The sequence below is a fragment of the Streptomyces sp. NPDC059037 genome (assembly GCF_042740015.1).
In the GTDB taxonomy this organism is placed as follows: Bacteria; Actinomycetota; Actinomycetes; order Streptomycetales; family Streptomycetaceae; genus Streptomyces.
The window spans coordinates 1-25,254 of the sequence record NZ_JBHYIG010000018.1 but is presented as its reverse complement, the minus strand read 5'-3'; the positions used below and the strand labels follow the sequence as shown (position 1 = coordinate 25,254).

Sequence of the window (25,254 nt, the reverse complement as noted above, 5' to 3'; positions counted from 1 at the left end):
GTTCGGACAAGTGCTTCGGACCAGAGCCGCGACCGGAGGACGACGAGATGACCGTGACCCTGGCGGACGTGGCGGCCCGCGCCCAGGTCTCCCCCGCTACCGTCTCCCGCGTGCTGAACGGCAACTACCCGGTGGCCGCGGCCACCCGGGAGCGTGTCCTGCGCGCCGTGGACGACCTCGACTACGTCCTCAACGGACCGGCGAGCTCGCTCGCCGCGGCCACGTCCGACCTGGTCGGCATCCTGGTGAACGACATCGCCGACCCCTTCTTCGGGATCATGGCGGGCGCGGTCCAGTCCGAGATCGGCGGTCCCGGCGGGCGCGCGGGCGGCGAGCGGATGGCCGTGGTCTGCAACACGGGCGGCTCCCCCGAGCGCGAGCTGACCTACCTCACCCTCCTCCAGCGGCAGCGCGCGGCCGCTGTCGTGCTGACCGGCGGCGCCCTCGAAGACCCCGACCACGCGGCCGCGGTCTCCGCGAAGCTGACACGCCTGGCGGACGCGGGCACCCGGATCGTGCTGTGCGGACGGCCGCCGCTCGCGGACACCGACGCGGTGACCGCCACCCTCACCTTCGACAACCGCAACGGCGGCCGACGGCTCACCGAGCACCTGCTGACCCTGGGGCACCGCAGGATCGGATACGTGGCGGGCCCGATGGAGCGGACGACGACCCGGCACCGCCTGGAGGGCCACCGGGAGGCGCTCGCGGCGTCCGCCGCGGACCACGGCGACCAGGGCGAGCTGACCGTCCACGGCCCCTACACCCGCCGGTCCGGCTACGAGGCCACCCTCGAACTCCTGCGCCGCGCCCCGGACTTGACGGCGATCGTGGCCGCCAACGACACGGTCGCCCTGGGCGCGTCCGCCGCCCTCCGCGACCGCGGACTGCGCATCCCGCAGGACATCTCGGTGGCGGGCTTCGACGACCTGCCCTTCTCGATCGACGCGGTCCCCGCCCTGACGACCGTACGACTGCCGCTGCACGAGGCGGGCGCACGCGCGGGCCGCCTGGCCACGGGCGCGGAGGAGCCGCCGCCGGGGGGCGTGGCGACGATCGGGGCGGAGCTGATGGTGCGGGGGTCCACGGCGCCGCCGTGTCGGTGAGGCTTCGATCTCTACGTGATCATCGAAAGCGAGGACAGCGTCTGCACCGTCCACCGCCGCCCGACCAGCATCGGGAGCTACGGCGTGGTCCGCATCCGTATGCGGTGATGCGGCGCCCGGCCCATGGCTCATTCAGCCTCTGTGCAGGCAGGTGGCACGGTCGTGAGACTGATTCCCCCTGTCGGCGATCAACGGAGGCAGATCCATGCCGTACCACGGCGGTTCGCGAGGCGAGGACATGGCCCGCGACTACTACGAGACCAGCGACGTCGACGCGTTCTACGCCTATGTCTGGGGCGGCGAAGACATCCACACCGGCATCTACACGCAGGCGGGCGAGGCGGTCGCGGACGCCTCTCGCCGCACGGTGGAGCGGGTGGCCGACCAGGTGGCCGACCTCCTCACGCCCGAGGCCGCCGTGCTGGACATGGGCTCCGGTTACGGCGGTCCCGCCCGCCACCTGGCCACCACCTTCGGCTGCCAGATCACCGCCCTGAACATCAGCGAGACACAGAACCGACGCCACCGCGCCGTCAACACCGAGCGTGGTCTTGACGGCCTCATCGAGGTGGTCACGGAATCGTTCCAGGACATCCCCTACGAGGACGGCCGCTTCGATGTCGTCTGGTCCCAGGAAGCCTTCTGTCACAGCCCGGACCGCACACGCACCCTGGCTGAGGCCGTGCGTGTCCTCAAGCCGGGAGGAGCCCTGGTCTTCACCGACCTGATGGCCGACGAGGGCACCTCGGCCCGGACGCTGCGCCCCGTCGTGTCCCGACTGAGGGTTGATGAGTTGGCCACGCCGGACTTCTACCGGCGTTCGCTGTGCGGGCTCGGCATGTCGCAGGTCGACTTCGACGATCTCAGCGAGCAGATGGGCAACCACTATGAGCGCCTCATCGAGGAGACCCACAAACGCGAACAGGAATTGCGCACCGTCATCAGCCCCGACTACGTCGACACACTGCTGAACAGCCTGTCCTTGTGGGCGGACGCGGCGCACCGAGGGCAGCTGCGCTGGGGCATCTTCCACTGCCGCCGCCTCTGAGCAGCACAGGCATGGCGGTCATGGACGACGCGGCGTACCGTTGACTCAGTCAAAGGTGACCCGTCCCGATGACCCGGAGTGAACCGCGATGGCCCACGCCTCCGATACGCCCATCCATGAGATCCGCGCCTTCAACCGCTTCTACACGAATCTGATCGGCGCTCTCGACTACAGCCGTCAGCTCTACGTCCCGTACACCCTCACCGAGGCCCGCGTCCTCTACGAGCTCGCCCATGCCTCCCATCTCGACGCGGCCGACCTGCGCTCCGAACTCTCTCTCGATGCCGGGTACTTGAGCCGTCTGCTCGGCAAGCTGGAGAAGGACGGGATCGTGGAGCGCGCGCCCTCCGCGCGTGATCCCCGGCGGCAGCGCATCACGCTCACCGCGCGGGGGCGCGAGACCGCAGGGCTCCTCGACGAGCGGTCCACGGAAGCCATCGGCTCGCTGCTCTCGGGCGTCCCGGCCGCCGAGCGGCCCCGCCTCGCCACCGCGATGCGCACCGTGCGGGAGATCCTGAGCAAGGGCGAGGGCGAGGGCGAGGGCAGGGTCGCGGTCTCGCGCCCGGTGCTCCGTGAGCCCGGTCCCGGTGACCTCGGGTGGATCGTGCAGCGCAATGCCGCTCTGTACGCCGCCGAGTTCGGCTGGAACACCGACTACGAAGGCCTGGTCGCGCGGATCGTCGCCGACTTCGCGGAGGATCATGATCCGCACCTGGAGCGGGTATGGATCGCCGAGCTCGACGGGCGGCCCGTGGGCAGTGTGATGTGCGTACGCGACGAGGCGCCGGGGACCGCGCGGCTGCGGCTGCTGCTCGTCGAGCCGGACGCGCGGGGGCGCGGCATCGGTGATCAACTGGTCGATGCCTGCGTCGAGTTCGCCCGCGGGGTCGGCTATCGCGAGATGACCCTGTGGACCAATGACGTGCTGCGCGCCGCCCGCGCCATCTATCAGCGGCACGGCTTCGTCCTGGCCGAGGAGAAGCCCCACCGCTCGTTCGGCGCCGATCTCATGGGGCAGGACTGGCACCTGCATCTAGGGTCGGCGTCATGAAACTCGCCTTCTCCACCCTCGGCGTGCCCGGACTCCCCCTCGCCGACGTGCTGCGTCTCGCCACCACCCACGGCTTCCACGGCGTCGAGCTGCGCGCGCATCCCGAAGAGCCGATCCATCCGGGGATCGGGCTCACCGAACGCGCCGACGCGGCCGCCCGGTTCAAGGACGCGGGCGTGGAGATCGTCACCATCGCCGGGTACGCGCGCGTGGCCGCGCCCGGCGAGGACGGTCCCGTGCTCGACGAGATACGTACGCTGCTCACCCTCGCCCGCGACCTGGGCGCCCCCTTCATCCGCGTCTTCCCCGGCGGCGGCACCGAGCAGAGCGCCGAGGAGGCCGACGCGACGGCCGCCCGGCGGCTCGGCACCGCGGCCGAGTACGCCGCGGACTTCGGCGTACGCATCCTCCTGGAGACCCACGACTCGCACCGCACGGGCGCCGCGGCGACCCGCGTCCTCGGTGCCGTCGGGCATCGCAACGCGGGCGCCCTGTGGGACCTGATGCACACCTGGCTCGGCGGCGAGTCCCCCGCCGAGAGCTACGCGGCGCTCTCCCCGTACCTCGGCTACGTACAGGTGAAGGACATCGCGTCCGCACAGGACACGACGCCGCTCGCGCTCGGCGACGGGGTGCTGCCGCTCGCCGAGTGCGTGGACGTGCTGCTCAGCGGGGAGCACCGGGACGGGTGGCTGTGCTGGGAGTACGAGAAGCGGTGGTACGAGGCGGCGGCTCCGCTGCCCGAACTGCTCGGTCCTGGGCGGGAGTTCCTGTCCCGGCTCCTGAACCGCGCGGCCTGACTTCCGCTTCTGGACCGCGCGGCCTGACTTCCGCTCCTGAACCGCGCGGCCTGACCCCGGCGAAGGACGTCAGGCCGACCCCGCACACGAGCAGTGCCGCCGCGCACCACCCGAGTCCGCTCACCGACTCGCCGAGTACCAGCGCGGCCGCCGACATGCCGAACACCGGGACCAGGAGGGAGAAGGGCGCCACGGTGGAGGCCGGGTGGCGGCGCAGCAGGTAGCCCCAGGCGCCGAAGCCGAAGACCGTGGTGATCCAGGCGACGTAGACGATGATCCCGGCGCCCTGCCAGTCGAGGGAGCCGAGGGCTTCGAGGTCCCGCGACGGGCCCTCGAAGAGGAGGGAGAGGCCGAGCAGCGGCAGTACCGGGACCGTGCTCACCCACACCATGAAGTTGAGGGCGTCGGGCGGGGACGCCTTGCGGGTCAGGACGTTGGATGCGCCCCAGCAGGCCGCCGCCGCGATGAGCAGCGCGAAGGCCGTGAGCGTGCCGGAACCGCCCTCGTCCACGGCTGCCACACCGATGCCCGTCAGGGCGACGATCATCCCCAACAGGCGTACGCCGCCCGGCCGTTCGCCGAGCACCGCGAAGGCGAAGACGGCCGTGAACACCGCCTGGATCTGCAGCACGAGGGACGACATGCCGGCCGGCATCCCCGCGTCCATACCGATGAAGAGCAGACCGAACTTGGCGACCCCGAGGACGAGTCCGACGGCCAGAATCCACTTCCAGGCGACCTTGGGCGGGCCCACGAAGAAGACGGCGGGCAGCGCCGCCACCAGGAAGCGCAGGGCGGAGAAGAGCAGCGGCGGGAAGTGGTCGAGCCCCACCTCGATGACGACGAAATTGACGCCCCATACGGCGGCGACGAGAACGGCCAGGCAGACATGTACGGGTCGCATGCGTCGAGGATCACCCGGCATGACCATGTAGGACCAGCGCGGATATCTGCATGATGGGATGAAGCAACGCTAACGAATCATGTCCCGCGTGGATGGATGGAGTGGGTCCCTCGTGCTCGATCTCGCCCGGCTGCGCGCCCTGCACGCCGTCTCGGTGCACGGCACCGTCGGCGCCGCGGCCACCGCGCTCGGCTACACCCCGTCCGCCGTATCCCAGCAGATCGCCAAGCTGGAGCGGGAGACCCGCACCACCCTCCTCGAACGGCGGGGCAGGGGCGTCGCGCTCACCGAGGAGGCACGTCATCTCGCCGCCACCGCACAGGAGTTGATGGCGATCGTGGAGCGCGCGGAGACCGAGCTGGAGGAGCGGCGCGGGCTGCCCGCGGGGCGGCTCACCATCGCCGCGTTCGCATCGGCGGCGCGCGGCCTGCTGCCCGGGGTGCTCGCGGATCTCGCCCTGCGGCATCCCGCGCTCGACGCCCGGATGTCGGAGGTCGACCCGCATCTCTCCATCGATCTGGTGGCCAAGGGCGCGGTGGATCTGGCCATCGTGCACGACTGGGACATCGCGCCGCTGCCGACGCCCCCCGGCGTCGAACAGGCCGTCATCGGCGACGACCTCTGCGACCTGGTCGTGCCCGCCGGGCACCGGCTCGCGGGGCGCGCGTCCGTGCGCCGCGAGGAGCTGAAGGACGAGCGGTGGATCACCCAGCCGCCGGGTCTCGTCTGCCACGAGTGGCTCATCCGTACGCTGCGCGAGGCGGGCTGCGAGCCGGACATCGCGCACATGGCGGAGGAGAACCCCACCCTGGTCGCGCTGGTCGCCGCGGGGCTCGGCGTCGCGCTGATCCCCCGCCTTGGCCGCGGCCCGGTCCCCGAAGGGGCGGTCACCGTGCGGCTCGATCCGGTGCCGGTGCGGCGGCTCTACGCCCTGTGGCGGGCCGGAGCGTCCCGGCGCCCCGCGATAGCCGAGACGGTCAGGACGCTGCAGGGGCACTGGCCCGAAGCGGCACCCGAAGCAGCACCCGAAACGGCCCCGGAAGCCGTCCCCGAGGCGGCTCACTGAGCCTCAGCTCTCACGGACGTACCACTTTCCGGAAATACTCCCCCGGCCGGGAACCCATGCGAAGGGGGCGGCGTCCAACGGGCGTGCTGCCGGGTGAGTCTCCGCGAGGCGGTGTCGGCATCGCTGCTGGCTGCGAACGCTGACCACCCTCTCCGCCGCCTGCGGCCGGCAGCATGCCGTCACCGGTGCGCCCCCCTCCAACAGCACCGGTGACGGCCCCTCACTCCTCCACCCTGGCCGCCGGATCCCTTGACCGGCAGAAATCTTCGGGATATCCGTAACTCGGGAAAGTTTCCTTCAGCCGGATTCCCCGAAGGAGCGCACATGTCGTCCCACCGCACCACCTCCAGACGCACCCTGCTCGCCGCCACCGCCGTCGCCGCGACGGCCCTGGCCGCCCCGTCCGTGCACGCGGCGGGCAGCGGCGACCGTGACCGCGACCGCAGGCTCCGGGAGCGCATCTCCCGCATGAGCCTGGAGGAGAAGGTCGGCCAGCTCTTCGTGATGCATGTGTACGGCCACTCCGCCACCGAGCCCGACCAGGCGGACATCGACGCCAACCTCAAGGAACTGGGCGTACGCACCGCCGCCGAGGCCGTCGCCAAGTACCACCTCGGCGGCATCATCTACTTCGGCTGGGCCCACAACACCCGTGCCCCGCACCAGATCGCCGACCTCTCGAACGGCATCCAGCGCGCCGCCCTCACCCCGGAGACCCCCGGACAGTCCCCCACCTCCGGCATCCCCCTGCTCATCTCCACCGACCAGGAGCACGGCGCCGTGGCCCGCGTCGGCATCCCCGCCACGCTGCTGCCCGGCGCGATGGCGCTCGGCGCCGCGGGCTCGAACTCCACCGCCCGCAAGGCGGCCCGCATCGCCGGCGCCGAACTGCGCGCGCTCGGCATCCGGCAGAACTACGCCCCGGTCGCGGACGTGAACGTCAACCCGGCCAACCCCGTCATCGGCGTACGCTCCTTCGGCTCGGACCCCGAAGCGGTCGCCGGCCTGGTCGCCGCGCAGGTCAAGGGCTATCAGGGCACGGACATCGCGTCGACGTCCAAGCACTTCCCCGGCCACGGCGACACCAAGGACGACAGCCACTCCAAGCTGCCGTACATCCACCACACCCGTGAGCAGTGGGAGACCCTGGACGCACCGCCGTTCCGGGCCGCGGTGGCCGCGGGCATCGACTCGATCATGACCGCGCACATCGTGGTCCCCGCCCTCGACCCCGCCGAGGACCCGGCCACCCTCTCCCGCCCCATCCTCACCGGCATCCTGCGCGAGGAACTCGGCTACGACGGGGTCGTGGTGACGGACTCGCTCGGCATGCAGGGCGTGCGCACGAAGTACGGCGACGACCGCGTCCCGGTGCTCGCCCTGAAGGCGGGCGTGGACCAGCTCCTGAACCCGCCGAAGCCGGAGATCGCGTGGAACGCGGTGCTCCAGGCGGTCAGGGACGGCGAGTTGACGGAAGCGCGCCTTGACGAGTCGCTGCTGAGGATCCTGCGCCTGAAGGCGAAACTGGACCTGTTCTCCGACCCGTACGTCACCTCGCGCGGCGTCGACAAGGCGGTCGGCACCCGTGCGCATCTCGCGGCCGCCGACCGGATCGCGGAGGAGACGACGACGCTGCTCCTGAACGAGGGCGGGCTGCTCCCCCTTTCACGCCGTACGCACCAGGAGATCCTGGTGGTGGGCGCCGACCCGGCGTCACCATCGGGCACCACGGGCCCGCCGACGGCCGTCATCGGGCGGGAGTTGACGGAGCTGGGCTTCACCGCGACGGTGCTTCCGACGGGCATGGCACCCTCAACTGCCAAGATCGCAGAGGCAGTTGCGGCGGCCGCGGGCAAGGACGCGGTGGTCGTCGGCACGTACAACGTGGGGGCGGGGAGCGCCCAGATCGCCCTGGTGGAGGCCCTGGTCGCGACCGGCGTCCCGGTCGTCGCCGTGGCGATCCGCAACCCGTACGACGTGGCGCGTCTCGGCTCCGTGGGCGCCTCGCTGGCCGCCTACTGCTGGACGGACGTCGAACTGCGCGCCGCCGTAAGGGTGATCGCGGGTCGCGCGCGGCCGCGGGGGCGGCTGCCAGTGCCGGTGCAGCGGGCGGACGATCCGACGCAGGTGCTGTACCCGGTGGGCCACGGCCTGACGTACTGACCGTACGCCGCACAACCGGCGCACCACCGCCAACTGACCCAAAGCACCCCGCGCACCTGGCGTGCGCCCGCCCCGGCGGGTCACGCTGGGTGCACATATCGGGGGGTTTGCCATGCTGGCCATGCCTGGCTGGAACACGGCACGGCGCGTGGGGGCGAGGTGGGTGCCGGTCCTTGCGGTGCTCGCGGTGCTCGTCGGCGCGGCCGGCTGCCAGAAGTCCGCGGAACCGGGGGCGGGTTCGTCGGGCCGGCTCGACGACGACCGGCCGTCCGCTTCGGTGTCATCCGGATACGGTGCGGTCTTCCTCGCCGTGGACGAGTGCAGTTCGCGGGGGCGCGAGACGTTCACGGAGGTGTCGTGCACGAGTGAACGCGCGGCGGCGCGGGTGACCGCACGCTACGACGGAAAGGTGGCGGAGGGCCCGTCGTGCCCCGCCCGCACCGACTTCGTCCTGCACATCAGCGAGGACCGGCCCGCGGTGGACGAGGACGGGAACGGGGCGGTGCCGCGGGGGTACGCGTGCATGCGGAACCTGGAGGCGCCGCATCCCGGTGACCCCGGGGGCGGGGGCGGTCCCCGCACGGTCGTCGGGGACTGCGTGTACAGCGCGGGACAGGGCGAGGTCCGCGAGACGGCCTGCGACGGTTCTGGCACGAAGCCCCCCGAGTACCGGGTGACTTCGGCGGTCGCCGAACGGACGGCGTGCCCTGCGGCTACCGAGCTTTATGTGTCGCTGGGCGGCGGGAGGCCGGTTGGGTGTGCGGTGCGGGTGTAAGCGTTTTCCCTTTCCCCAGCCCCGCCCCTTCCCGAACTTTCCGGCTTCGCCGGCCGTGTGCGCACCGTCATCACCGGCTCCGCCGAGTTCGTCCTCAAACTCCCCCAAGCTCTTAAAGAGCAGGGGGGACCCCCTCGACGGGCTGAAGGGTGGGCGGGCCGCTGCGGGGTGATCGGGTGGGTGGGCGGGAAAGATCCGCCACGAAGCGGCGGGTCAGTCCGCCCACCCCGGATCAGGCAAGGAACTGCCCCTACGGGCGCAGCGTCCGCTCCCGCTGAACGTCACGGCGGTCCAGCTTCGCGTCATACGGAGCCAGCGGCTTCGCCGTGGCCGAGGACGTCGAGACGCCGGCCCACGCCTGGATCCGCTCCGTCGCCTTCGCCTTCTCGTCCGCGACAAGGCCCGCCACGTTCGCACCGTGGTTCCCGCCGGGCGCCGTGAAGACGTACGAGTCGTGCTTGCCACCCGTCGCGGGGTGGAACGGCTCCGCACCCCACGGGTCGTTCTCCCCGTAGACGTACATCATCCGCTGCGAGTTGCGCTTCACCCAGCTGTCCACATCCCGCATCACACCCGGCTGAAACTTCATCGGGATGGAGCGCGGGACGAAGTTCCGCGGCGGCTGGTAGCCGTAGCGGCTCAGGTCGCCGAGCCAGGGCTGGGCGATGTCGGGCGAGCCCAGCTGCGTACCGGCCTGGTAGTAGTACGGCGTGTACGGGGTCAGACCCTGGTCCGTGTAGGAGGACCAGCCGCCCACCTTGTCGACGTAGTCGAAGATCGCCTGGTCGGAGGCGGACGACGCGTCAGGGACGTCCGCGCACGCGGACTCCGGCTGGTACTGCCAGAAGCCCCACACCAGGTCGAGGACGACCGCCTCGTACGCCTTGTCGAGGTTGCCGACGGTCTTGAAGGTGTAGCCGCCCGCCTCGGCGAACGCGGCGTACTTCTTCTCCAGCGGCTCACGCCGCACGAGCGCCTCGCGCTGCACGGCCTCGAGCGCGGCCCGGCACTCCTTCGTCCCGACCGTCTCGAAGAACTCGTCGTAGGCCGAGTCCTCCTTGTTCACGACGTCGTTCGGGGCGACGTACGCGACGACGCCGTCCATGTCCTTGGGGTAGAAGCGCTCGTAGTACGTCGCCGTCATGCCGCCCTTCGAACCGCCGGTCGCCACCCACTTCTTGTCGTAGATGGGCTTCAGCGCCTTGAAGATGCGGTGCTGGTCGCTCGCGGCCTGCCAGATGTCGAGCTTGGACCAGTCGGCGGGCTCGGGGCGGGACGGCGTGAAGAAGCGGTACTCCATGGAGACCTGGTTGCCGTCGATGATCCGCGTCGGCTCGCTGCGGCTCGGGTTGGTCGAGACTCCGTAGCCGCTGGTGAAGAAGGCGGTGGGGCGGGCGGTGTCCTTGTGCAGCACCGTCAGGCGCTGCTTGAAGGTGCCCTTGGAGGGGTGCCGGTGGTCAATCGGCTGGGTGTAGTTGAGGACGAAGTAGCGGTAGCCGGTGTACGGCTTCTCCTCTATCAGGCTCATGCCCGGTATCGCGAGGAGCCGGTCCTTTATGTCCGTGGCCGAAGCATCGGCCGTCGTGTCGTTGGCCCGCGGCTCGGCGGCGGTGGCCGCCCCTGCCGCGCCCACTGTGCCGACGGTGCCTATGAGCACCACTAGCGACAGCAGCCATCTGAGCGCCTTGCGCATGCACTCTCCCCTAAGTTCGCGATTGCGTCCGCCGGAACTTATCGGAGCAACTCGCTCACTTCTAGGGGCTCTTGCGTCACACCAGGACGCAGTACGTCACAAAGAGGGCACTCCACCCGGAACTGCTCTCGGAACCGCTCTCAGCACAGGATCCAGCCGGAGCTGGTGCTCCCCGAGCCCACCGTCCCCTTCACCCACACGCACCTGCGCCCCGCGTGCACCGTCACCGGGCCCGCGTGATGGGTGTACTGACCCGCGTCCTTGGCGGGGCGGTTGCCGCGGGCCTGGACGCTGACGGACATGGTCTTGCGGGCGCCGGGGCGCTTGGCGACGGTGACGGCGCAGACGTATCCGCGCTTCTTGTAGATCTCGACCTTGCCGGTGCTGAAGGCGAGAGTGCGCACCTTGTGGCCGGCACAGCGGGCCACCGAGACCTGCGCCTGCGCCGTGCCGGCGCCTATGAGCCCGACCAGGACGGAAGCAGCAAGGACGGCGGCACCGAGCGCGAGACGCCGCCGTATTCGACCGTTGCCCACCGGTTCCCCTCCCGCCACTTCCGCATCAGCGTACTGATGTACGGACGCGTCCCGTAGGGGGCGCGGTTGCGAAGCGGTCCCGATTCTTCGCGGCGATCACGCAGCCGAGGGCTCCGCCTCCCCCACGAACGTCCGCCACAGCCGCGCGTAACGCCCGTCGAGCGCGAGCAGCTCGTCGTGGGTGCCGTCCTCGGCGACCTGGCCGTGGTCCATCACGATCACGCGGTCCGCGCGGGCTGCGGTGGTGAGGCGGTGGGCGACGACCAGGGTGGTGCGCCTGCCCGCGATGCGGTCGGTGGCCTGGTTGACCTGCGCCTCGGTGGCGAGGTCGAGGGCGGCGGTCGCCTCGTCGAGGAGCAGGATGTCCGGGTCGACGAGCTCGGCGCGGGCCAGGGCGATCAGCTGGCGCTGTCCCGCGGAGAGGTTGCGGCCGCGCTCGGAGACCTCGTGGAGGTAGCCGCCGTCCAGGGTGGCGATCATGTCGTGGGCGCCGACCGCGCGGGCCGCGGCCTCGACATCGGCGTCCGTGGCGTCAGGGCGGCCGTAGGCGATCGCGTCGCGCACCGTGCCCGCGAAGAGGTAGGCCTCCTGCGGGACGACACCGAGGCGGTGGCGGTACGAGGTCAGGTCGAGGGAGCGCAGATCCGTGCCGTCCACCGTCACGCGGCCGCCGGTCGGGTCGTAGAACCGGGCGACCAGTTTGACCAGGGTCGACTTGCCCGCGCCGGTCTCGCCGACGAAGGCGACGGTCTGCCCCGCGGGTATCCGCAGGCGGACGTCGCTCAGGGCCTCCTCCGGTTCGTCGGCGGAGCCGTACGCGAAGTCCACGTCCTCGAAGGCGATCTCGCCGCGCAGGGACAGGACGTCGAGCGGCTCGTCCGCGGCCTTGGTCGAGGTCGGCTCCTGGAGGAGTTCCTGGATGCGGCCGAGCGAGACGGTGGCCTGCTGGTAGCCGTCGAAGACCTGGGAGAGCTGCTGGACGGGTGCGAAGAACAGGTCGATGTAGAGGAGATAGGCGACGAGGGCGCCCGTCGTCAGGGTGCCCGCCTCCACGCGGCCCGCACCGACCATCAGGACCGCCGCCGCCGCGACCGCCGAGAGCAGCTGCACGAACGGGAAGTAGACGGAGATCAGCCACTGCCCGCGGATACGCGCGCTGCGGTAGTCGGCGCTGGCGTCGGCGAACTTCCTTCCGCCGGAGCGCTCGCGCCGGAAGGCCTGCACGATGCGCAGGCCCGCGACGGACTCCTGGAGGTCGGCGTTGACCACGGACACCCGCTCACGGGCGAGTTCGTACGCCTTGACGCTGGAGCGGCGGAAGAAGAACGTACCGATGATCAGCGGCGGCAGCGTCGCGAAGACGACGAGCGCGAGCTCCACGTCGATGACGACGAGCGCGACCATGATGCCGAAGAAGGTGACGACGGAGACGAAGGCGGTGACCAGACCCGTCTGCAGGAAGGTGGAGAGGGCGTCCACGTCCGTCGTCATCCGGGTCATGATGCGCCCGGTCAACTCCCGCTCGTAGTAGTCGAGTCCGAGCCGCTGGAGCTGGGCGAAGATCTTCAGACGGAGGGAGTAGAGCACCCGCTCGCCCGTCCGTCCCGTCATCCGCGTCTCGCCGATCTGCGCCGTCCACTGGACGAGCACGGTGAGCAGGGCGAGCCCGGAGGCCGCCCACACCGCGCCGAGCGCGAGCTGCGAGACACCCTCGTCGATGCCGTGCCGGATCAGCACGGGGAGGAGCAGGCCCATGCCCGCGTCGATGGCGACGAGGAGGAGGGCGAGCAGCAACGGCTTACCGAACCCGGCGAGGAGGCGGCGCAGCCCGTAGGAATCCTCGGGAGTGACGGCCCGCGCCTCGTCGATGCCGGGGGTGTCGGTCGCCGGGGGCAACGCGTCGACCTGGGCGAGGAGTTCGGGCGTCGCGGGCATCCCGGACAGCGCGGTGTCCTTGGGCTCGCGGTCGCCGACCCAGAGCTGCGGGGTGATGCCGCGCTCGGCGTCGAACTCGGCGTCGAGCTCCTCGCGCAGGGAGGTGTCCTCGGGGATCTCGACCGGGACCGCGTGGCCGGGCGATACGCCGCCGAGCTCGTCGGGGTCGGTAAGGAGGCGCCGGTAGAGCGGGGAGTTGCCGGTCAGCTCCTCGTGCGTGCCGATGGCGGCGAGGTGTCCGTCTTCGAGTACGGCGATGCGGTCGGCGAGATTGAGGGTGGACCGGCGGTGGGCGATGAGGAGAGTGGTACGCCCAGCCATGACGCCGCGCAAAGCTTCGTGGATCTCGTGCTCGACCTGCGCGTCCACCGCCGACGTGGCGTCGTCGAGGACGAGCAGCCGGGGGTCGGTGAGGATGGCGCGGGCGAGCGCGATGCGCTGGCGCTGACCGCCGGAGAGGGTGAGCCCGTGCTCGCCGACGGTGGTGTCGTATCCGTCGGGCAGCTCGGATATGAAGCGGTCCGCCTGCGCGGCGCGGGCCGCGGTCGCTATCTCCCCCTGGGTGGCGTCCGGCTTTCCGTACGCGATGTTGGCGCGCACGGTGTCGGAGAAGAGGAAGGAGTCCTCGGGCACGAGCCCGATGGCGGCGCGCAGCGAGTCGGCCGTGAGCTCGCGCACGTCGTGCCCGCCGATGAGGACGGCGCCGTGCGTCACGTCGTAGAAGCGGGGAAGCAGCAGCGAGACGGTGGACTTCCCGCTGCCGGACGAGCCGACGACGGCGAGGGTCTCGCCGGGCCTGATCTCGAAGGAGAGCCCGTCGAGGACGGGGCGGCTGTCCTCGTACGCGAAGGACACGTCGTCGAACTCGACGGTCGCCGGAGCGTCGGCGGGCAGCTCCTTCTTGCCGTCCTCCATCGTCGGCTCGGTGTCGATGAGTTCGAGCACGCGCTCGGCGCCGGCCCGTGCCTGCTGCCCGACAGTGAGGACCATGGCGAGCATCCGCACCGGGCCGACGAGCTGGGCGAGATAGCTGGAGAAGGCGACGAACGTACCGAGCGTGATCTGCCCGCGCACCGCGAGCCAGCCGCCGAGGGCCAGCATCGCGACCTGCCCGAGCGCGGGCACGGCCTGCAGGGCGGGCGTGTACTTGGAGTTCAGCCGGATGGTGCGAAGGCGTCCCGCGAAGAGCTTGCGCCCGACCTCCCTGAGCTTCCCGGTCTCCTGCTCCTCCTGACCGAAGCCCTTCACGACGCGTACGCCGGACACGGAGCCGTCGACGACTCCGGCGACGGCGGCGGCCTGGGCCTGCGCGTACCAGGTCGAGGGGTGCAGTCGGTTGCGGCTGCGCTTGGCGATGAACCACAGGGCGGGGGCGACGGCGAGCGCGACGAGGGTGAGGGGCAGCGAGAGCCACGCCATGATCACGAGGGAGATCACGAAGAGCAGGATGTTGCCGATGGTCATCGGCAGCATGAAGAGCAGGCCCTGGATCAGCTGAAGGTCGCTCGTGGCCCGCCCGACGACCTGCCCGGTGGACAGCTCGTCCTGCCGCCGCCCGTCGAGCCGGGTGATCGTGTCGTACATCTCGGTACGGAGATCGTGCTGGACGTCGAGGGCGAGGCGGCCGCCGTAGTAGCGGCGGATGTACGTCAGCACGTACACGATGACGGCGGCGCCGATGAGGGCTCCCGCCCAGGGGAGCATGGACCGGGTCCGGTCCTCGACGACGTCATCGATGATCACCTTGGTGATCAGCGGGACGAGCGCCATGACGGCCATGCCGCCGAGCGAGGCCCCGAGCGCGAGCACGACGTCCTTCGGGTACCGCCAGGCGTACCCGGTCAGCCGTCTCGCCCAGCCGGATACCTCCGGCCCGACCCCGCCCCGTTGCTCCGCCACCAGATGCCTCCCGTCGACCTGACCTGCCGAGAGGCACAACCTGATGGGGCGCTGATTTCATCCCGCTGCAACAAAGAGGGGTCGGAGGTCCTAGGACCCCGGGACCGCCACGAACGCCTCCTGCGGCGTGTCCGTCGGGGTGTAGCGCCTGGCAGCGGGGGTCGTGGGCGTCAGGTCCTTGTGGACGGCCTTGGCCACGCCCTGGATGGTGGTGACGCCGTAGTCCATGGTGCTGTTGCCGTGGGTGAGCACGGAGATCGTGTAGTCGTGGCCGCCGCCCTTGAACGCGCCGATGCTGTGCACCCGCCAGCCGTGGGTCGAGCGCTGCAGCCAGCCGTTCTTGACGTGGATCTGCACGCCGGACGGCGCGCCCGCCGGGGTGCCCCAGCGCTGTGCGGAGACGACCTTGCCCATCAGCTTGAGGATGTAGGCGCGCGCGTTGTCGCTCAGGACGGAGTTCTTGGCGGTGATCAGAGCGAGGAGCTTCTGCTCGTCGGCCGCGTTGATCCGGGTCAGGCCCCAGTAGCCGCCGGATCCCGGCACCGTCTTCGTCATCTTGGCGGCCCTGAGGAACGCGTTGATCTTTCCCGTGCCCAGCTGACGCCAGAGCTTGCTGGTCGCCGCGTTGTCCGACTTGGTGATCATGGCGTACGCGAGGTCCGACTCACGGGCCGACAGCTTCCGCCCGGTCTTCTTCGCATCCCACAGCAGCGTCGCGAGGACGGTCGTCTTGACGACGCTCGCCGAGTCGAACGAGGTGGTCGGGCGCAGGGTGCAGGTGGTCTTGGTGGTGCGGTCGTGGAGACCGACCGCGACCGTGCCCCTGCGGTTCTTCAGCGCCGCCGTGATGTCCTTCGTCAGCTTGGCGGCCAGGCCGGCCTGCGCGGAGGTGCAGATGACCTTCGGTGCCGTCGCGGCGACGGCGGGCGTGGCCGTCGCGGCGGTGCCGAGCGGCACGAGCACTCCGGCGGCGAGGCCCGCCGAGAGCACGCGGGCACGCCTGGACATCCCGGATATCGGGTGAGTCATCGGAGTCTTCCCATCCCCTTGGGTCCGTACAAGACCCTCGGGGTCCGTACAAGCGCGCCCCCCGGCGCACTCACCCCGCATGACTCACCGGTACCGGTCGAGGTTGTACGACTTTGGAACGGATGACCGATCCGTGACGAGCCCGTGTCCCAATGGTCACCACGTGCCCAGGTGCAGCAGAGTCCCGACGTCACCCGCTCTTCGCGGTGTGGCGCCGGGACTCTGCTGCGATCGGCGTCGGCTCAGATATGCGTCGGCTCGAACATCCGCAGGACCGCCGGAAGCACCACCACCGAGGGGCCGGGCTCCGCGAGCGCCTTCGCAAGGTCGTCGCGGAGGGCCTCCGGCGTCGTCCGGACCCCCGGCACCCCGAAGGACTCCGCGAGCGCGACGAAGTCGGGCCGCGACAGTTCCGTCGCCGTGGGTTCGCCGAAGGCTTCCGCCATGTACTCGCGCAGGATGCCGTAGCCCCCGTCGTCCACGATCAGCCAGGTGACCGGCAGGTCGTGCTGCTTGGCCGAGGCCAGTTCCGCGATGGAGTACATCGCGCCGCCGTCGCCCGAGACGGCGAGGACCGGCTTCGAGGGGTCAGCGGCCGCCGCTCCCAGCGCCGCGGGGAAGCCGTAGCCGAGGCCGCCCGCGCCCTGGGCGGAGTGCATCGTGTTCGGGTGGCGGGCGTCGAAGGCCGACCACGCCCAGTACGCCAGGATCGTCATGTCCCAGAAGGACGGGGACATGTCCGGCAGGGCCGCGCGCACCGACGCGAGGACCTGCTGCTCCAGGGCGAGGTCCTGGGCGGCGATCCGCTCCCGGACCTTGGCGAGGACCGCCGCGACCCGCTCAGCGGCCGAGGGGTCCTCGCGGGGGGCGTCGATCGTCTCCAGGAGCGCGGAGAGCGCGAGGCGCGCGTCCGCGTGGATGCCGAGCGCCGGGTGGTTGGACTCCAGCTTCCCGGCGTCCGCCTCGATCTGGATGACCCGGCCGCGCGGCTTGAACGTGTGGTAGTTCGAGGAGAGCTCGCCCAGACCGGAGCCGACCACCAGGAGGACGTCCGCGTCCTCCAGGAAGTCCGTCGTGTACCGGTCCTCCAGCCACGACTGGAGCGAGAGCGGGTGCTCCCAGGGGAACGCGCCCTTGCCGCCGAAGGTCGTGACGACCGGGGCGTTCACCAGCTCGGCGAGCGCGAGCAGCTTGCCGCTCGCGTCCGAACGGACGACTCCGCCGCCTGCGATGATCGCCGGGCGCTCGGCCCGGGACAGCAGGTCGGCCGCCACGGCGGTCAGCTCGGGGCGCGGCACGACCTCGTCCGGGGTCGCGTCCATGGCCGTGACGACGGGCAGCGTCGTCTCCGCGAGCAGCACGTCCTGCGGGATCTCCACCCACACCGGGCCGTGCGGTGCGGTCAGCGCCGACTCCCAGGCCGCCGCGATCGCGGAGGGGATCTGCGAGGCCGTGCGGACCGTGTGGACGGACTTGACCACGTCCCTGAACGAGGCCTGCTGGTCGCGCAGCTCGTGCAGATAGCCGTGCCGGCCGCCGCCGAGGCCCGCCACCGGGACCTGGCTGCCGATCGCAAGGACGGGTGACGACCCGGCCGCCGCCTCCTGGAGCGCGGCGAGCGAGGTCAGCGCGCCGGGGCCGGTGGACAGGAGCAGCGGGGCGACCTCTCCGGTGATCCGGCCGTACGCGTCCGCCGCGAAGCCCGTGTTGTTCTCGACGCGCAGTCCGACGTACGAGAGGGACGAGCGGCGCAGGGCGTCGAACATGCCGAGCGCGTGCTGTCCGGGGAGGCCGAAGACGGTCGTCGCGCCGAGGCCCTGCAGGCTCTCGACGACGAGGTCGCCGCCGTTGCGCCCGGCGGGCGGGTTGAGGGCGGCCTCAGTCTGACGCGGCGTGGGGCGCAGCACCAGGTCGTGGTCGTGGGTCATGCGACGTCTTCTCCTTCTCGCCCGGGCTGCGGCCCCGGCGGGCGCTGCGGCCGCCGGGCCGCGCGCGGCGGCCCGGCGTGTCCTGGTGTCCTACAGCCTTGCGGCCGTGGTCACTTCGCGTTCTGGTCCGCACCGGCGGCGCGGTCTGCGGCGATCTGCCTGCTCATGATCGTCGTCAGCTCGTACGCGGTGTGCGAGGCGGCGACGGCCGTGATCTCCGCGTGGTCGTAGGCGGGGGCGACCTCGACGACGTCCGCCGATACGAGGTTGCAGGAGGAGAGCCCCCGCAGGATCTCCAGGAGCTCGCGCGACGTCATGCCGCCCGCCTCCGGAGTGCCGGTGCCGGGCGCGTGGGCCGGGTCCAGGCAGTCGATGTCGATGGAGATGTACAGCGGGCGGTCGCCGATGCGCTGGCGCAGCTGGTCGGCGACCTCGTCGGCGCCGCGGCGGTAGATGTCCGCCGACGTGACGATGCCGAAGCCCATCTTCTCGTCGTCCGTGAGGTCCTGCTTGCCGTACAGCGGGCCGCGCGTGCCGACGTGGGAGAGCGCCTCGGTGTCGAGGATGCCTTCCTCGACGGCCCGGCGGAACGGCGTGCCGTGCGTGTACTCGGCGCCGAAGTAGGTGTCCCAGGTGTCCAGGTGGGCGTCGAAGTGCAGCAGGGCGACCGGGCCGTGCTTCTTGGCGACGGAACGCAGCAGCGGCAGGGCGATGGTGTGGTCGCCGCCCAGCGTCATCATGCGGGCGCCCGAGCCGAGCAGGTCGTCCGCGGCGGCCTCGATCGTCTCGACGGCCTCGTTGATGTTGAACGGGTTGGCGGCGATGTCGCCCGCGTCCGCGACCTGCGCGAGCGCGAAGGGCGATGCGTCCTGCGCCGGGTTGTACGGACGCAGGAGGCGCGAGGCCTCGCGGATCGCGTTGCCGCCGAAGCGGGCGCCGGGGCGGTACGAGACACCGCTGTCGAAGGGCACGCCGACCACGGCGATGTCCGTCTTGCCGCCGACCTCGTCGAGACGGGGCAGCCGTGCGTACGTCGCCGGGCCCGCGTACCGGGGAATGCGGGAGGAGTCGACGGGGCCGCGGGGGGGCGGGGTCTCGGCGCTGGTCATGGTCGGTTTCCTCCTGCTGATGCGAGTGCTGCGTTTTGCGAGTGCTGCGTTTTCAAGTGTCGCGCGGCCCACTGACAGTGAGCACCATCGGAGGGCGGCGCGCTGAGCTAGACGGTGGTCGTTACTGGTTCTGCCGTCTCCTGCGTTCCCCGCCCGGCGAGCCGCTCGCGCCACGCGGCGAGCACCGCCGCGTCGGTCGGCTTTGTGGCGAGGGAGACGACGACGTACACGGCAAGGGACGTCAGGAGGCCGTAGTAGATGGGCTCGTTGGCGAGGATTCCGTAGCCCCACATGAGCCCGATGACCGAGAGGCCACCCGCGGCGACGGCCGCGAGCGCGCCGTCCGCGGTGCCGCGCCGCCACAGCAGGCCGCCGAGGATCGGCACGAGAAGGCCGGCGACGAGCAGGTTGTAGGCGACGGTCAGCGCCTGGACGACGTCGTTGAGCGCGATGGCGATACAGACGACGGCGATGCCCATGATCAGGATGAAGAGGCGGTTGCCCTTCACCTCGTCGTGCGGCTCGTCGTTCGTTCCGTCGGCCTTGACGACGCCCCGCAGCCGCGACCAGATGTCGTTGTTGGCGACGGTGGCGCAGGCGATCAGCGCTCCGGAGGACGTGGACATCACGGCGGCGAGGGCCGCGGCGAGGACCAACCCCCGTACGCCCATGGGCAGTTCGTCCCTGACGATCGTGGCGAAGGCCGCGTCCGCGCTCGGCAGCTTCGGGTACATGACCTTGGCCGCCGTGCCGATGACGGCGCCCGCGATCGCGTAGACCAGACAATACGTACCGGCGACGGTGCCTCCGTAGCGGGCGACCTTGTCGCTGCGCGCGGTGAAGACGCGCTGCCAGATGTCCTGCCCGATGAGCATGCCGAACGTATAGATCAGTACGTACGTGAAGATCGTCTCGCCGCCGATGCCCAGCGGGTCGAAGTACTCGGTGGGCAGCTTGGCCTTCATCTCGCTGAAGCCACCGGCCTTGACGACCGCGATGGGCAGCAGCAGGAGCAGCACGCCGATGGTCTTGACCACGAACTGCACCATGTCGGTGAGCGTGATCGACCACATGCCGCCGAGCGTCGAGTACGCGACGACGATGGAGCCGCCGAGGATGATCGCGAGCGTGCGGTTCATGTCGAAGATGACGTCGAAGATCGTGGCGTACGCGATGGTCGAGGTGACCGCGAGCATCAGTGTGTACGCCCACATGACGACTCCGGAGATGACGCCCGCGCGGCCGCCGTACCGGAGGTCGAGCATCTCGGAGACGGTGTAGACCTTCAGGCGGGCGATGCGCGCCGAGAAGAAGACGCTCAGCGCGAGCAGGCCGAGGCCGATGGTGACGACCATCCAGGCGCCGGAGAGCCCGTACTGGTAGCCGAGGCCGACGCCGCCGATGGTGGACGCGCCGCCGAGGACGATGGCTGCCATGGTCCCGGAGTACATCCACGGCCCGAGGCGGCGTCCCGCGACCAGGAACTCGCTCTTGGACTTGGCGCGGCGCATGCCCCACCAGCCCATGGCGAGCATGCCGGCGAGATAGACGACGATCACTGTGTAGTCGACGGCCATAAAGGGGGCCTCCTTCGCGCACCTCGGTGGCGTGTCGTGCAGATGGGGTCCGCAGCCTTCTCGAAGGTCTACAGATGGGGGTGATGACCGGCCGTGGGGACATCCGCCCGTACCCGCGGCCTGTGGTCGGCACGACCTTAGGTGGCCGGAAAGCAACGCTGAAGTGTACGTTTCATCCACTCTCCACGACCGAGATGGATGGAACATCCACCATGACCGACCCCACGGCCCCGCCGACCCCACCCGTCCCGCTCGCCGCGCTGCTCGCCCGCGAGGACCTGGGGCTGCGGCAGATCGCCGGGCCGGACGCGCGGGCGGCGGGGACGGCCGTGCAGTGGGTGCACACCTCGGAGATGGCGGACCCGTATCCGTATCTCCTGGGCGGCGAGCTGCTGTTGACGGCTGGCGTGCACATCACGGACCCGGCGGGCGCCGGGGTCTACCTCGACGACTACGTGGCGCGGATCGTCGAGGCGGGCGGCGCGGCGCTCGGCTTCGGCGTCGCGCCGGTGCACGACACGGTGCCGCGCGCCCTGGTCGAGGCCTGCGACCGCCACGGGCTGCCGCTGGTCGAGGTCCCGCAGCGGACCACCTTCAGCGGGGTCGCCCGCGCGGTGTGGCGGCTGATGGCCGAGGCCAGGCACGCGGAGCTGCGTCGAGTGACGGAGGCGCAGCAGGGCCTCGCCACGGCGGCGGCCAGGCCCGATCCGATCCCGGCGGTGCTGCGTCAGCTGGCGGCACGGCTCGGCGGGATCGCGGTGCTCTACGGCCCTGAGGGCACGGAGCTGCAGGCCGCGGGGCAGGCGCAGGAGGCCGCGGGGCAGGCGCAGGAGGCCGCCCGCGACGCGCTGCGGGAGCTGACCTCGGTCGTGCGGCGCGGTACGCCCGGCGCCCCCGCGTCCGCCGCCGACACGGCGGGGACCACACACCTGGCCGCCTATGCGCTCGGCGGCGGCCGCGGCTTCGCGCTCGGGATCGCCACGGACCGCCGCGAACCGGGCGACCACACCATCGCGGGAGCGGCGGTCGTGCTGCTCTCGCTGCTCACGGGAGAGCACCAGGGCGCCACCGAGGCGGCGCGCTCCTCCGCCCTCGTACGGCTCCTGGTGGGGGCCTCGCCGCAGGACGTCGGGCTTCTCCTGGGGAGCGATCTCTGGACCGTGGTGCACGCGCGCGGGGAGCGCACCGCGCTGGCCGCGTCCGCGCTCGCCGCCGCGCTCGGCAGCGCCCTGGTCGACCCGCGTGACGACGTCGTACGCCTCCTCGTCCCCGCCGACCGCGAGATCAGCCCCACGGACGGCTGGACCCTGGGCGTCTCCGGCTCCGTGCCGCCCGCCGACCTCGCGGCCGCCGACGCCGAGGCGGCCCGCGCCCTGCGCCGCGCGGAGGCCACCCGCCTGCCTCTCGTGCGGCATCACGCGAACGGCATCGCCGCCCTGATCGCCCCCGAGGAGGCCGACGCCCACGCGCGCGTACTGCTCGCCCCGCTGGCCGCCGGCGAACCACTGACCCTGACCCTGCGCACCTGGCTCTCCCTGCACGGCAGTTGGGACCGCACGGCAACGGCACTGGGGGTGCACCGCAACACCGTGCGCCAACGGATCGCGCGGTGCGCGACGCTCCTGGAGGCGGACTTGGACGACCCAGACGTCCGCATGGAACTCTGGTTCGCCCTGAACCGGGCCCCATAGGGGGCCGGGTCAGGGCGACCCGGGCCCCGTAAGGGGCGCGAGGAACTGCGCGCCCAGCCACAGCAGACCCGCAGACGAACGAAGCCCCACCCCCGCTCAAGCCAAGCGCAGCGCAGGGCAGCGCTTGGCGCAGATCACACGGCCCATGCTTCAAGACGCCCCGGCCCCGCGGCCCGAGCAACGGCACAATAGGAGCCATGCCGATACCCAGCCGTGCCGCGCTCGTCGACCACCTCGTACGCTCCCGCATCGCGGGCGACGTCGCCACCCCCCGCGAGAACAACCTCAGCCACTACAGGAAGCTCGCGAACGGCGACCGTCACTACTGGCTCGGCCTGGAGCTCGGCGACCGCTGGAGCGACGAGCAGGACGTCCTCGCGGTGATGGCCGAGCGGTGCGGTGTCATCGACGACGCGGAGTACCGGCAGGGGCAGGACACCATCGACCCGGAGCTGACGGTGGACGCCCTGGAGCGGATGGCCGCCCGTCTCCGGAAGGCGGCCGCCGGCAAGGAGCGGGTCCTTTTCGCGACCGGCCACCCCGGGGGCCTGCTCGACGTGCACCGTGCGACGGCGGCCGCCCTGCGCACGGCGGGCTGCGAGATCGTCGTCATCCCGGAGGGCCTCACCGCCGACGAGGGCATGGTCTTCCAGTTCGCGGACGTGGCGATGCTGGAGCGCGGCGCGACGCTGTGGCACACGCACTCCCCGGAGCCGATGAACGCGATCCTGGACGGCCTGGAGCGCGAGGGCCGCCCGCAGCCGAACCTGGTCGTCGCCGACCACGGCTGGGCGGGACGGGCCGGCCAGCGCGGCATCGACTCCGTCGGGTACGCGGACTGCAACGACCCGGCGCTGTTCATCGGCGAGGCCGAGGGCACCCTCCAGGTGACGGTCCCGCTGGACGACCACGTCACGAGCCCGCGCTTCTACGACCCGATGACGGCGTACCTCCTGGACGCGGCGGGACTCACTCCGGAGGCCTGATTCACGGCCCCGGGGCCCCGCTCACGGCCACGGGTTGAGGCCCTCCTCGCGCCGCTGCGCGAACCCGGGCGTCGGGTCCAGGTAGACGCGGCGTACGGCGGGGAACCGCTCGCGCAGCCGCCGCTCGGCCTGCTCACAGGCCCATTCGACCTGGGCCGCCGTGGAGGTGTCGCGGAAGTCGACCTTGGCGGCGACGAGCGCCTCGCGCGGCCCCTGCAGCAGCGTGGTCAGTTCGAGGACGGCCTCGACGTGCTCGGAGGCGAGGAGTTCCTCGCGGATGCGCTGCCGCGTCTCCTTGGGCAGCGGACGCCCGATGAGCAGCTCGGAGTTGGCGTGCCCGAGGACCCAGGCGACGTACACGAGCAGCACGCCGATGCACAGCGACGCGACGCCGTCCCACACGCCGGACCCGGTGAGCTGCGCGCCGAGCAGTCCGGCCGCGGCGAGCGCGAGGCCGGCGAGCGCCGCGGAGTCCTCGAGGACCACGGCCTTCACCGCGGTGTCGGGGGTGTGCCGCAGGTAGCGCCTGAGCTTCACCCCGAAGCGGTCCGCCTCGCCGCGCGCCTGCTTGAGGCCGGTGCGCAGCGAGTAGCTCTCCAGGACGAAGGCGACGCCGAGCACGATGTACGAGATGAGCGGGTCGCCCGGGTCCTCGCCGTGCGTGAGGGTGTGGATGCCGTCGTAGACGGCGAAGACTCCGCCGCCGACGAAGGTGGCGACCGAGGCGAGGAGCGCCCAGACGTAACGGGCGCCTCCGTAGCCGAGCGGGTGATCCTCGTCGGGGGGCCGCTCGCTGCTCTTGAGGGAGACGAGCAGCATCAGTTCGGTGACCGTGTCGGCCACCGAGTGGGCCGCCTCGGAGAGCATCGCGCTGGATCCGCTGATGATGCCGGCGACGGCCTTGGCGAGCGCGATGCCGAGGTTGGCGACGGCGGCGACGATGACGGTGAAGACGCTCTCGCCGCCAGACCCGGACGATGGCTCACTCATGTATCGGACGGTATGTCCGATCGGCGGCGGCCGCGAAACCGGGCCACCCGAAGGGACCCCTCAGCGGGGGACGCGGACCACGCCCTCCTGGATCACCGTCACCGCGAGCTGTCCGTCCTGCGTCCAGATGCGTGCCTGGCCGAGGCCGCGCCCGCCGGAAGCCGACGGCGACTCCTGGTCGTACAGGAGCCATTCGTCCGCCCTGAAGGGGCGGTGGAACCACATCGCGTGGTCGAGCGAAGCTCCGACGACGTCGCCGACCGCCCAGCCGCCCCGGCCGTGCGCGAGCAGCACCGAGTCGAGCAGCGTCATGTCCGAGACGTACGTGGCGAGGCAGACGTGCAGCAAGGGGTGGTCGGCCAGCTTGCCGTTGGTGCGGAACCACACCTGGGAGCGCGGCTCCCGCGGCTGCCCGACCGTGCCCCAGGGCGGCACGTCCGCATAGCGCAGATCGACGGCCGCGCGGGCCTCGACAAGGCGCTCGGCGACATCGGCCGGCAGATGGCGCGGCAGCATCTCGGCGGCGGTCGGCAGCGTCTCCGGGTCCGGCGCCGACGGCATCCCGGTCTGGTGCTCCAGTCCCTCTTCGTACGTCTGGAAGGACGCGGAGAGGTGGAAGATCGGCTGCCCGTGCTGGACGGCGACGACCCGGCGGGTGGTGAAGGAGCGGCCGTCACGGATCCGGTCGACGGTGTAGACGATCGGCGCTCCCGGGTCCCCGGCACGCAGGAAGTACGCGTGGAGGGAGTGAGCGGGCCGGTCGGCGGGGACGGTGCGTCCGGCCGCTACGAGCGCCTGGGCGGCCACCTGGCCGCCGAAGACGCGCGGGACGAGAGCCGAACGGCTCATGCCCCGGAAGATGTCCTCCTCGATCTGCTCCAGGTCGAGCAGATAGAGGGCGGTGTCTTATAAACAAAAACCAGCCCACCAGACCACGAAGGATCGCGGTTTGCGGGGTGGGGGTGGAT

The 25,254-nt window shown here is 71.3% G+C and carries 18 protein-coding genes and 1 pseudogene; 9 read left to right on the top strand and 10 right to left on the bottom strand.

Annotated elements, in window-relative coordinates; all coding sequences use genetic code 11:
* Positions 1–47 precede the first annotated feature (47 nt).
* From ACFWY6_RS06400 to ACFWY6_RS06385, 4 genes and pseudogenes are all read left to right on the top strand, one after another.
* Positions 48–1,106, top strand: coding sequence for a LacI family DNA-binding transcriptional regulator (locus ACFWY6_RS06400; RefSeq protein ID WP_384686972.1), 1,059 nt, complete (start codon positions 48–50; stop codon positions 1,104–1,106).
* 205 nt (positions 1,107–1,311) lie between these two features.
* A complete protein-coding gene (locus tag ACFWY6_RS06395; protein WP_384686970.1) occupies positions 1,312–2,154 on the top strand; it encodes an SAM-dependent methyltransferase in 843 nt (280 codons plus the stop codon).
* Positions 2,155–2,242: 88 nt separating this feature from the next.
* Entirely contained in the window at positions 2,243–3,205 is a 963-nt protein-coding gene (locus tag ACFWY6_RS06390) for a GNAT family N-acetyltransferase (RefSeq protein ID WP_384686968.1), read from the top strand.
* Positions 3,202–3,918 (top strand): annotated as a pseudogene (locus ACFWY6_RS06385) (sugar phosphate isomerase/epimerase family protein); the annotation flags it as partial. The gene ACFWY6_RS06390 and the pseudogene ACFWY6_RS06385, both read left to right, overlap by 4 nt.
* Here ACFWY6_RS06385 and ACFWY6_RS06380 read toward each other — a convergent pair.
* Positions 3,872–4,909 (bottom strand): EamA family transporter, encoded by a 1,038-nt coding sequence (locus tag ACFWY6_RS06380; RefSeq protein WP_384686966.1) that lies wholly within the window; start codon positions 4,907–4,909, stop codon positions 3,872–3,874. The pseudogene ACFWY6_RS06385 and the gene ACFWY6_RS06380 sit on opposite strands and share 47 nt — an antisense overlap.
* A gap of 112 nt (positions 4,910–5,021) precedes the next feature.
* On the opposite strand from ACFWY6_RS06380, the gene ACFWY6_RS06375 reads away from it, so the two are divergent.
* The 3 genes from ACFWY6_RS06375 (at position 5,022) to ACFWY6_RS06365 (ending at position 8,913) form a co-directional block, all read left to right on the top strand.
* Positions 5,022–5,975 carry a LysR family transcriptional regulator gene (locus ACFWY6_RS06375; RefSeq protein WP_384687030.1) on the top strand — a complete coding sequence of 318 codons (954 nt, stop codon included), beginning with the start codon at positions 5,022–5,024 and terminating at the stop codon, positions 5,973–5,975.
* Between the two features lie 324 nt (positions 5,976–6,299).
* The gene (locus ACFWY6_RS06370; protein ID WP_384686964.1) at positions 6,300–8,138 is read left to right on the top strand and encodes a glycoside hydrolase family 3 protein; all 1,839 of its coding nucleotides are present in this window, start codon (positions 6,300–6,302) and stop codon (positions 8,136–8,138) included.
* 121 nt (positions 8,139–8,259) lie between these two features.
* Positions 8,260–8,913, top strand: coding sequence for a hypothetical protein (locus ACFWY6_RS06365; RefSeq protein ID WP_384687028.1), 654 nt, complete (start codon positions 8,260–8,262; stop codon positions 8,911–8,913).
* A 250-nt stretch (positions 8,914–9,163) separates the two neighbouring features.
* Here ACFWY6_RS06365 and ACFWY6_RS06360 read toward each other — a convergent pair whose 3' ends face one another.
* From ACFWY6_RS06360 to ACFWY6_RS06330, 7 genes are all read right to left on the bottom strand, one after another.
* Positions 9,164–10,606, bottom strand: a complete 1,443-nt coding sequence (locus ACFWY6_RS06360) for a S28 family serine protease (RefSeq protein WP_384686962.1) — start codon at positions 10,604–10,606, stop codon at positions 9,164–9,166.
* Positions 10,607–10,746: 140 nt separating this feature from the next.
* Positions 10,747–11,142, bottom strand: a complete 396-nt coding sequence (locus ACFWY6_RS06355; RefSeq protein ID WP_384686960.1) for a hypothetical protein — start codon at positions 11,140–11,142, stop codon at positions 10,747–10,749.
* 96 nt (positions 11,143–11,238) lie between these two features.
* Positions 11,239–14,976: an ABC transporter ATP-binding protein gene (locus ACFWY6_RS06350; RefSeq protein ID WP_384686958.1), complete on the bottom strand. Its 3,738-nt coding sequence runs from the start codon at positions 14,974–14,976 to the stop codon at positions 11,239–11,241.
* 90 nt (positions 14,977–15,066) lie between these two features.
* Positions 15,067–16,005, bottom strand: a complete 939-nt coding sequence (locus tag ACFWY6_RS06345; protein ID WP_384686956.1) for a serine hydrolase — start codon at positions 16,003–16,005, stop codon at positions 15,067–15,069.
* Between the two features lie 242 nt (positions 16,006–16,247).
* Positions 16,248–17,933, bottom strand: coding sequence for a thiamine pyrophosphate-binding protein (locus ACFWY6_RS06340; protein WP_384686954.1), 1,686 nt, complete (start codon positions 17,931–17,933; stop codon positions 16,248–16,250).
* 110 nt (positions 17,934–18,043) lie between these two features.
* On the bottom strand, positions 18,044–19,042 hold the full coding sequence (speB, locus tag ACFWY6_RS06335; RefSeq protein WP_384686952.1) for an agmatinase: 999 nt from the start codon (positions 19,040–19,042) through the stop codon (positions 18,044–18,046).
* Positions 19,043–19,149: 107 nt separating this feature from the next.
* The gene (locus tag ACFWY6_RS06330) at positions 19,150–20,619 is read right to left on the bottom strand and encodes a sodium:solute symporter (RefSeq protein ID WP_384686950.1); all 1,470 of its coding nucleotides are present in this window, start codon (positions 20,617–20,619) and stop codon (positions 19,150–19,152) included.
* A gap of 212 nt (positions 20,620–20,831) precedes the next feature.
* Between ACFWY6_RS06330 and ACFWY6_RS06325 the strand changes: the two genes are divergently transcribed.
* Both ACFWY6_RS06325 and ACFWY6_RS06320 read left to right on the top strand, forming a co-directional pair.
* Complete coding sequence (locus ACFWY6_RS06325; RefSeq protein ID WP_384686948.1) at positions 20,832–22,310, top strand: PucR family transcriptional regulator; 1,479 nt, start codon at positions 20,832–20,834, stop codon at positions 22,308–22,310.
* A gap of 197 nt (positions 22,311–22,507) precedes the next feature.
* Positions 22,508–23,296: a phosphatase gene (locus ACFWY6_RS06320; RefSeq protein ID WP_360765815.1), complete on the top strand. Its 789-nt coding sequence runs from the start codon at positions 22,508–22,510 to the stop codon at positions 23,294–23,296.
* Positions 23,297–23,317: 21 nt separating this feature from the next.
* On the opposite strand, the gene ACFWY6_RS06315 is transcribed toward ACFWY6_RS06320, so the two are convergent.
* Positions 23,318–24,286: a cation diffusion facilitator family transporter gene (locus tag ACFWY6_RS06315; protein ID WP_384686945.1), complete on the bottom strand. Its 969-nt coding sequence runs from the start codon at positions 24,284–24,286 to the stop codon at positions 23,318–23,320.
* Positions 24,287–24,346: 60 nt separating this feature from the next.
* Positions 24,347–25,177, bottom strand: coding sequence for an acyl-CoA thioesterase (locus ACFWY6_RS06310; protein ID WP_384687026.1), 831 nt, complete (start codon positions 25,175–25,177; stop codon positions 24,347–24,349).
* Positions 25,178–25,254 lie beyond the last annotated feature (77 nt).

Coding starts and splice junctions, on each gene's coding strand:
- ACFWY6_RS06370 (WP_384686964.1), top strand. CDS start 6,300: ATGTCGTCCCACCGCACCACCTCCAGACGCACCCTGCTCGCCGCCACC.
- ACFWY6_RS06380 (WP_384686966.1), bottom strand. CDS start 4,909: ATGCGACCCGTACATGTCTGCCTGGCCGTTCTCGTCGCCGCCGTATGG.
- speB (WP_384686952.1), bottom strand. CDS start 19,042: ATGACCAGCGCCGAGACCCCGCCCCCCCGCGGCCCCGTCGACTCCTCC.
- ACFWY6_RS06340 (WP_384686954.1), bottom strand. CDS start 17,933: ATGACCCACGACCACGACCTGGTGCTGCGCCCCACGCCGCGTCAGACT.
- ACFWY6_RS06315 (WP_384686945.1), bottom strand. CDS start 24,286: ATGAGTGAGCCATCGTCCGGGTCTGGCGGCGAGAGCGTCTTCACCGTC.
- ACFWY6_RS06395 (WP_384686970.1), top strand. CDS start 1,312: ATGCCGTACCACGGCGGTTCGCGAGGCGAGGACATGGCCCGCGACTAC.
- ACFWY6_RS06390 (WP_384686968.1), top strand. CDS start 2,243: ATGGCCCACGCCTCCGATACGCCCATCCATGAGATCCGCGCCTTCAAC.
- ACFWY6_RS06325 (WP_384686948.1), top strand. CDS start 20,832: ATGACCGACCCCACGGCCCCGCCGACCCCACCCGTCCCGCTCGCCGCG.
- ACFWY6_RS06360 (WP_384686962.1), bottom strand. CDS start 10,606: ATGCGCAAGGCGCTCAGATGGCTGCTGTCGCTAGTGGTGCTCATAGGC.
- ACFWY6_RS06365 (WP_384687028.1), top strand. CDS start 8,260: ATGCCTGGCTGGAACACGGCACGGCGCGTGGGGGCGAGGTGGGTGCCG.
- ACFWY6_RS06345 (WP_384686956.1), bottom strand. CDS start 16,005: ATGACTCACCCGATATCCGGGATGTCCAGGCGTGCCCGCGTGCTCTCG.
- ACFWY6_RS06330 (WP_384686950.1), bottom strand. CDS start 20,619: ATGGCCGTCGACTACACAGTGATCGTCGTCTATCTCGCCGGCATGCTC.
- ACFWY6_RS06400 (WP_384686972.1), top strand. CDS start 48: ATGACCGTGACCCTGGCGGACGTGGCGGCCCGCGCCCAGGTCTCCCCC.
- ACFWY6_RS06320 (WP_360765815.1), top strand. CDS start 22,508: ATGCCGATACCCAGCCGTGCCGCGCTCGTCGACCACCTCGTACGCTCC.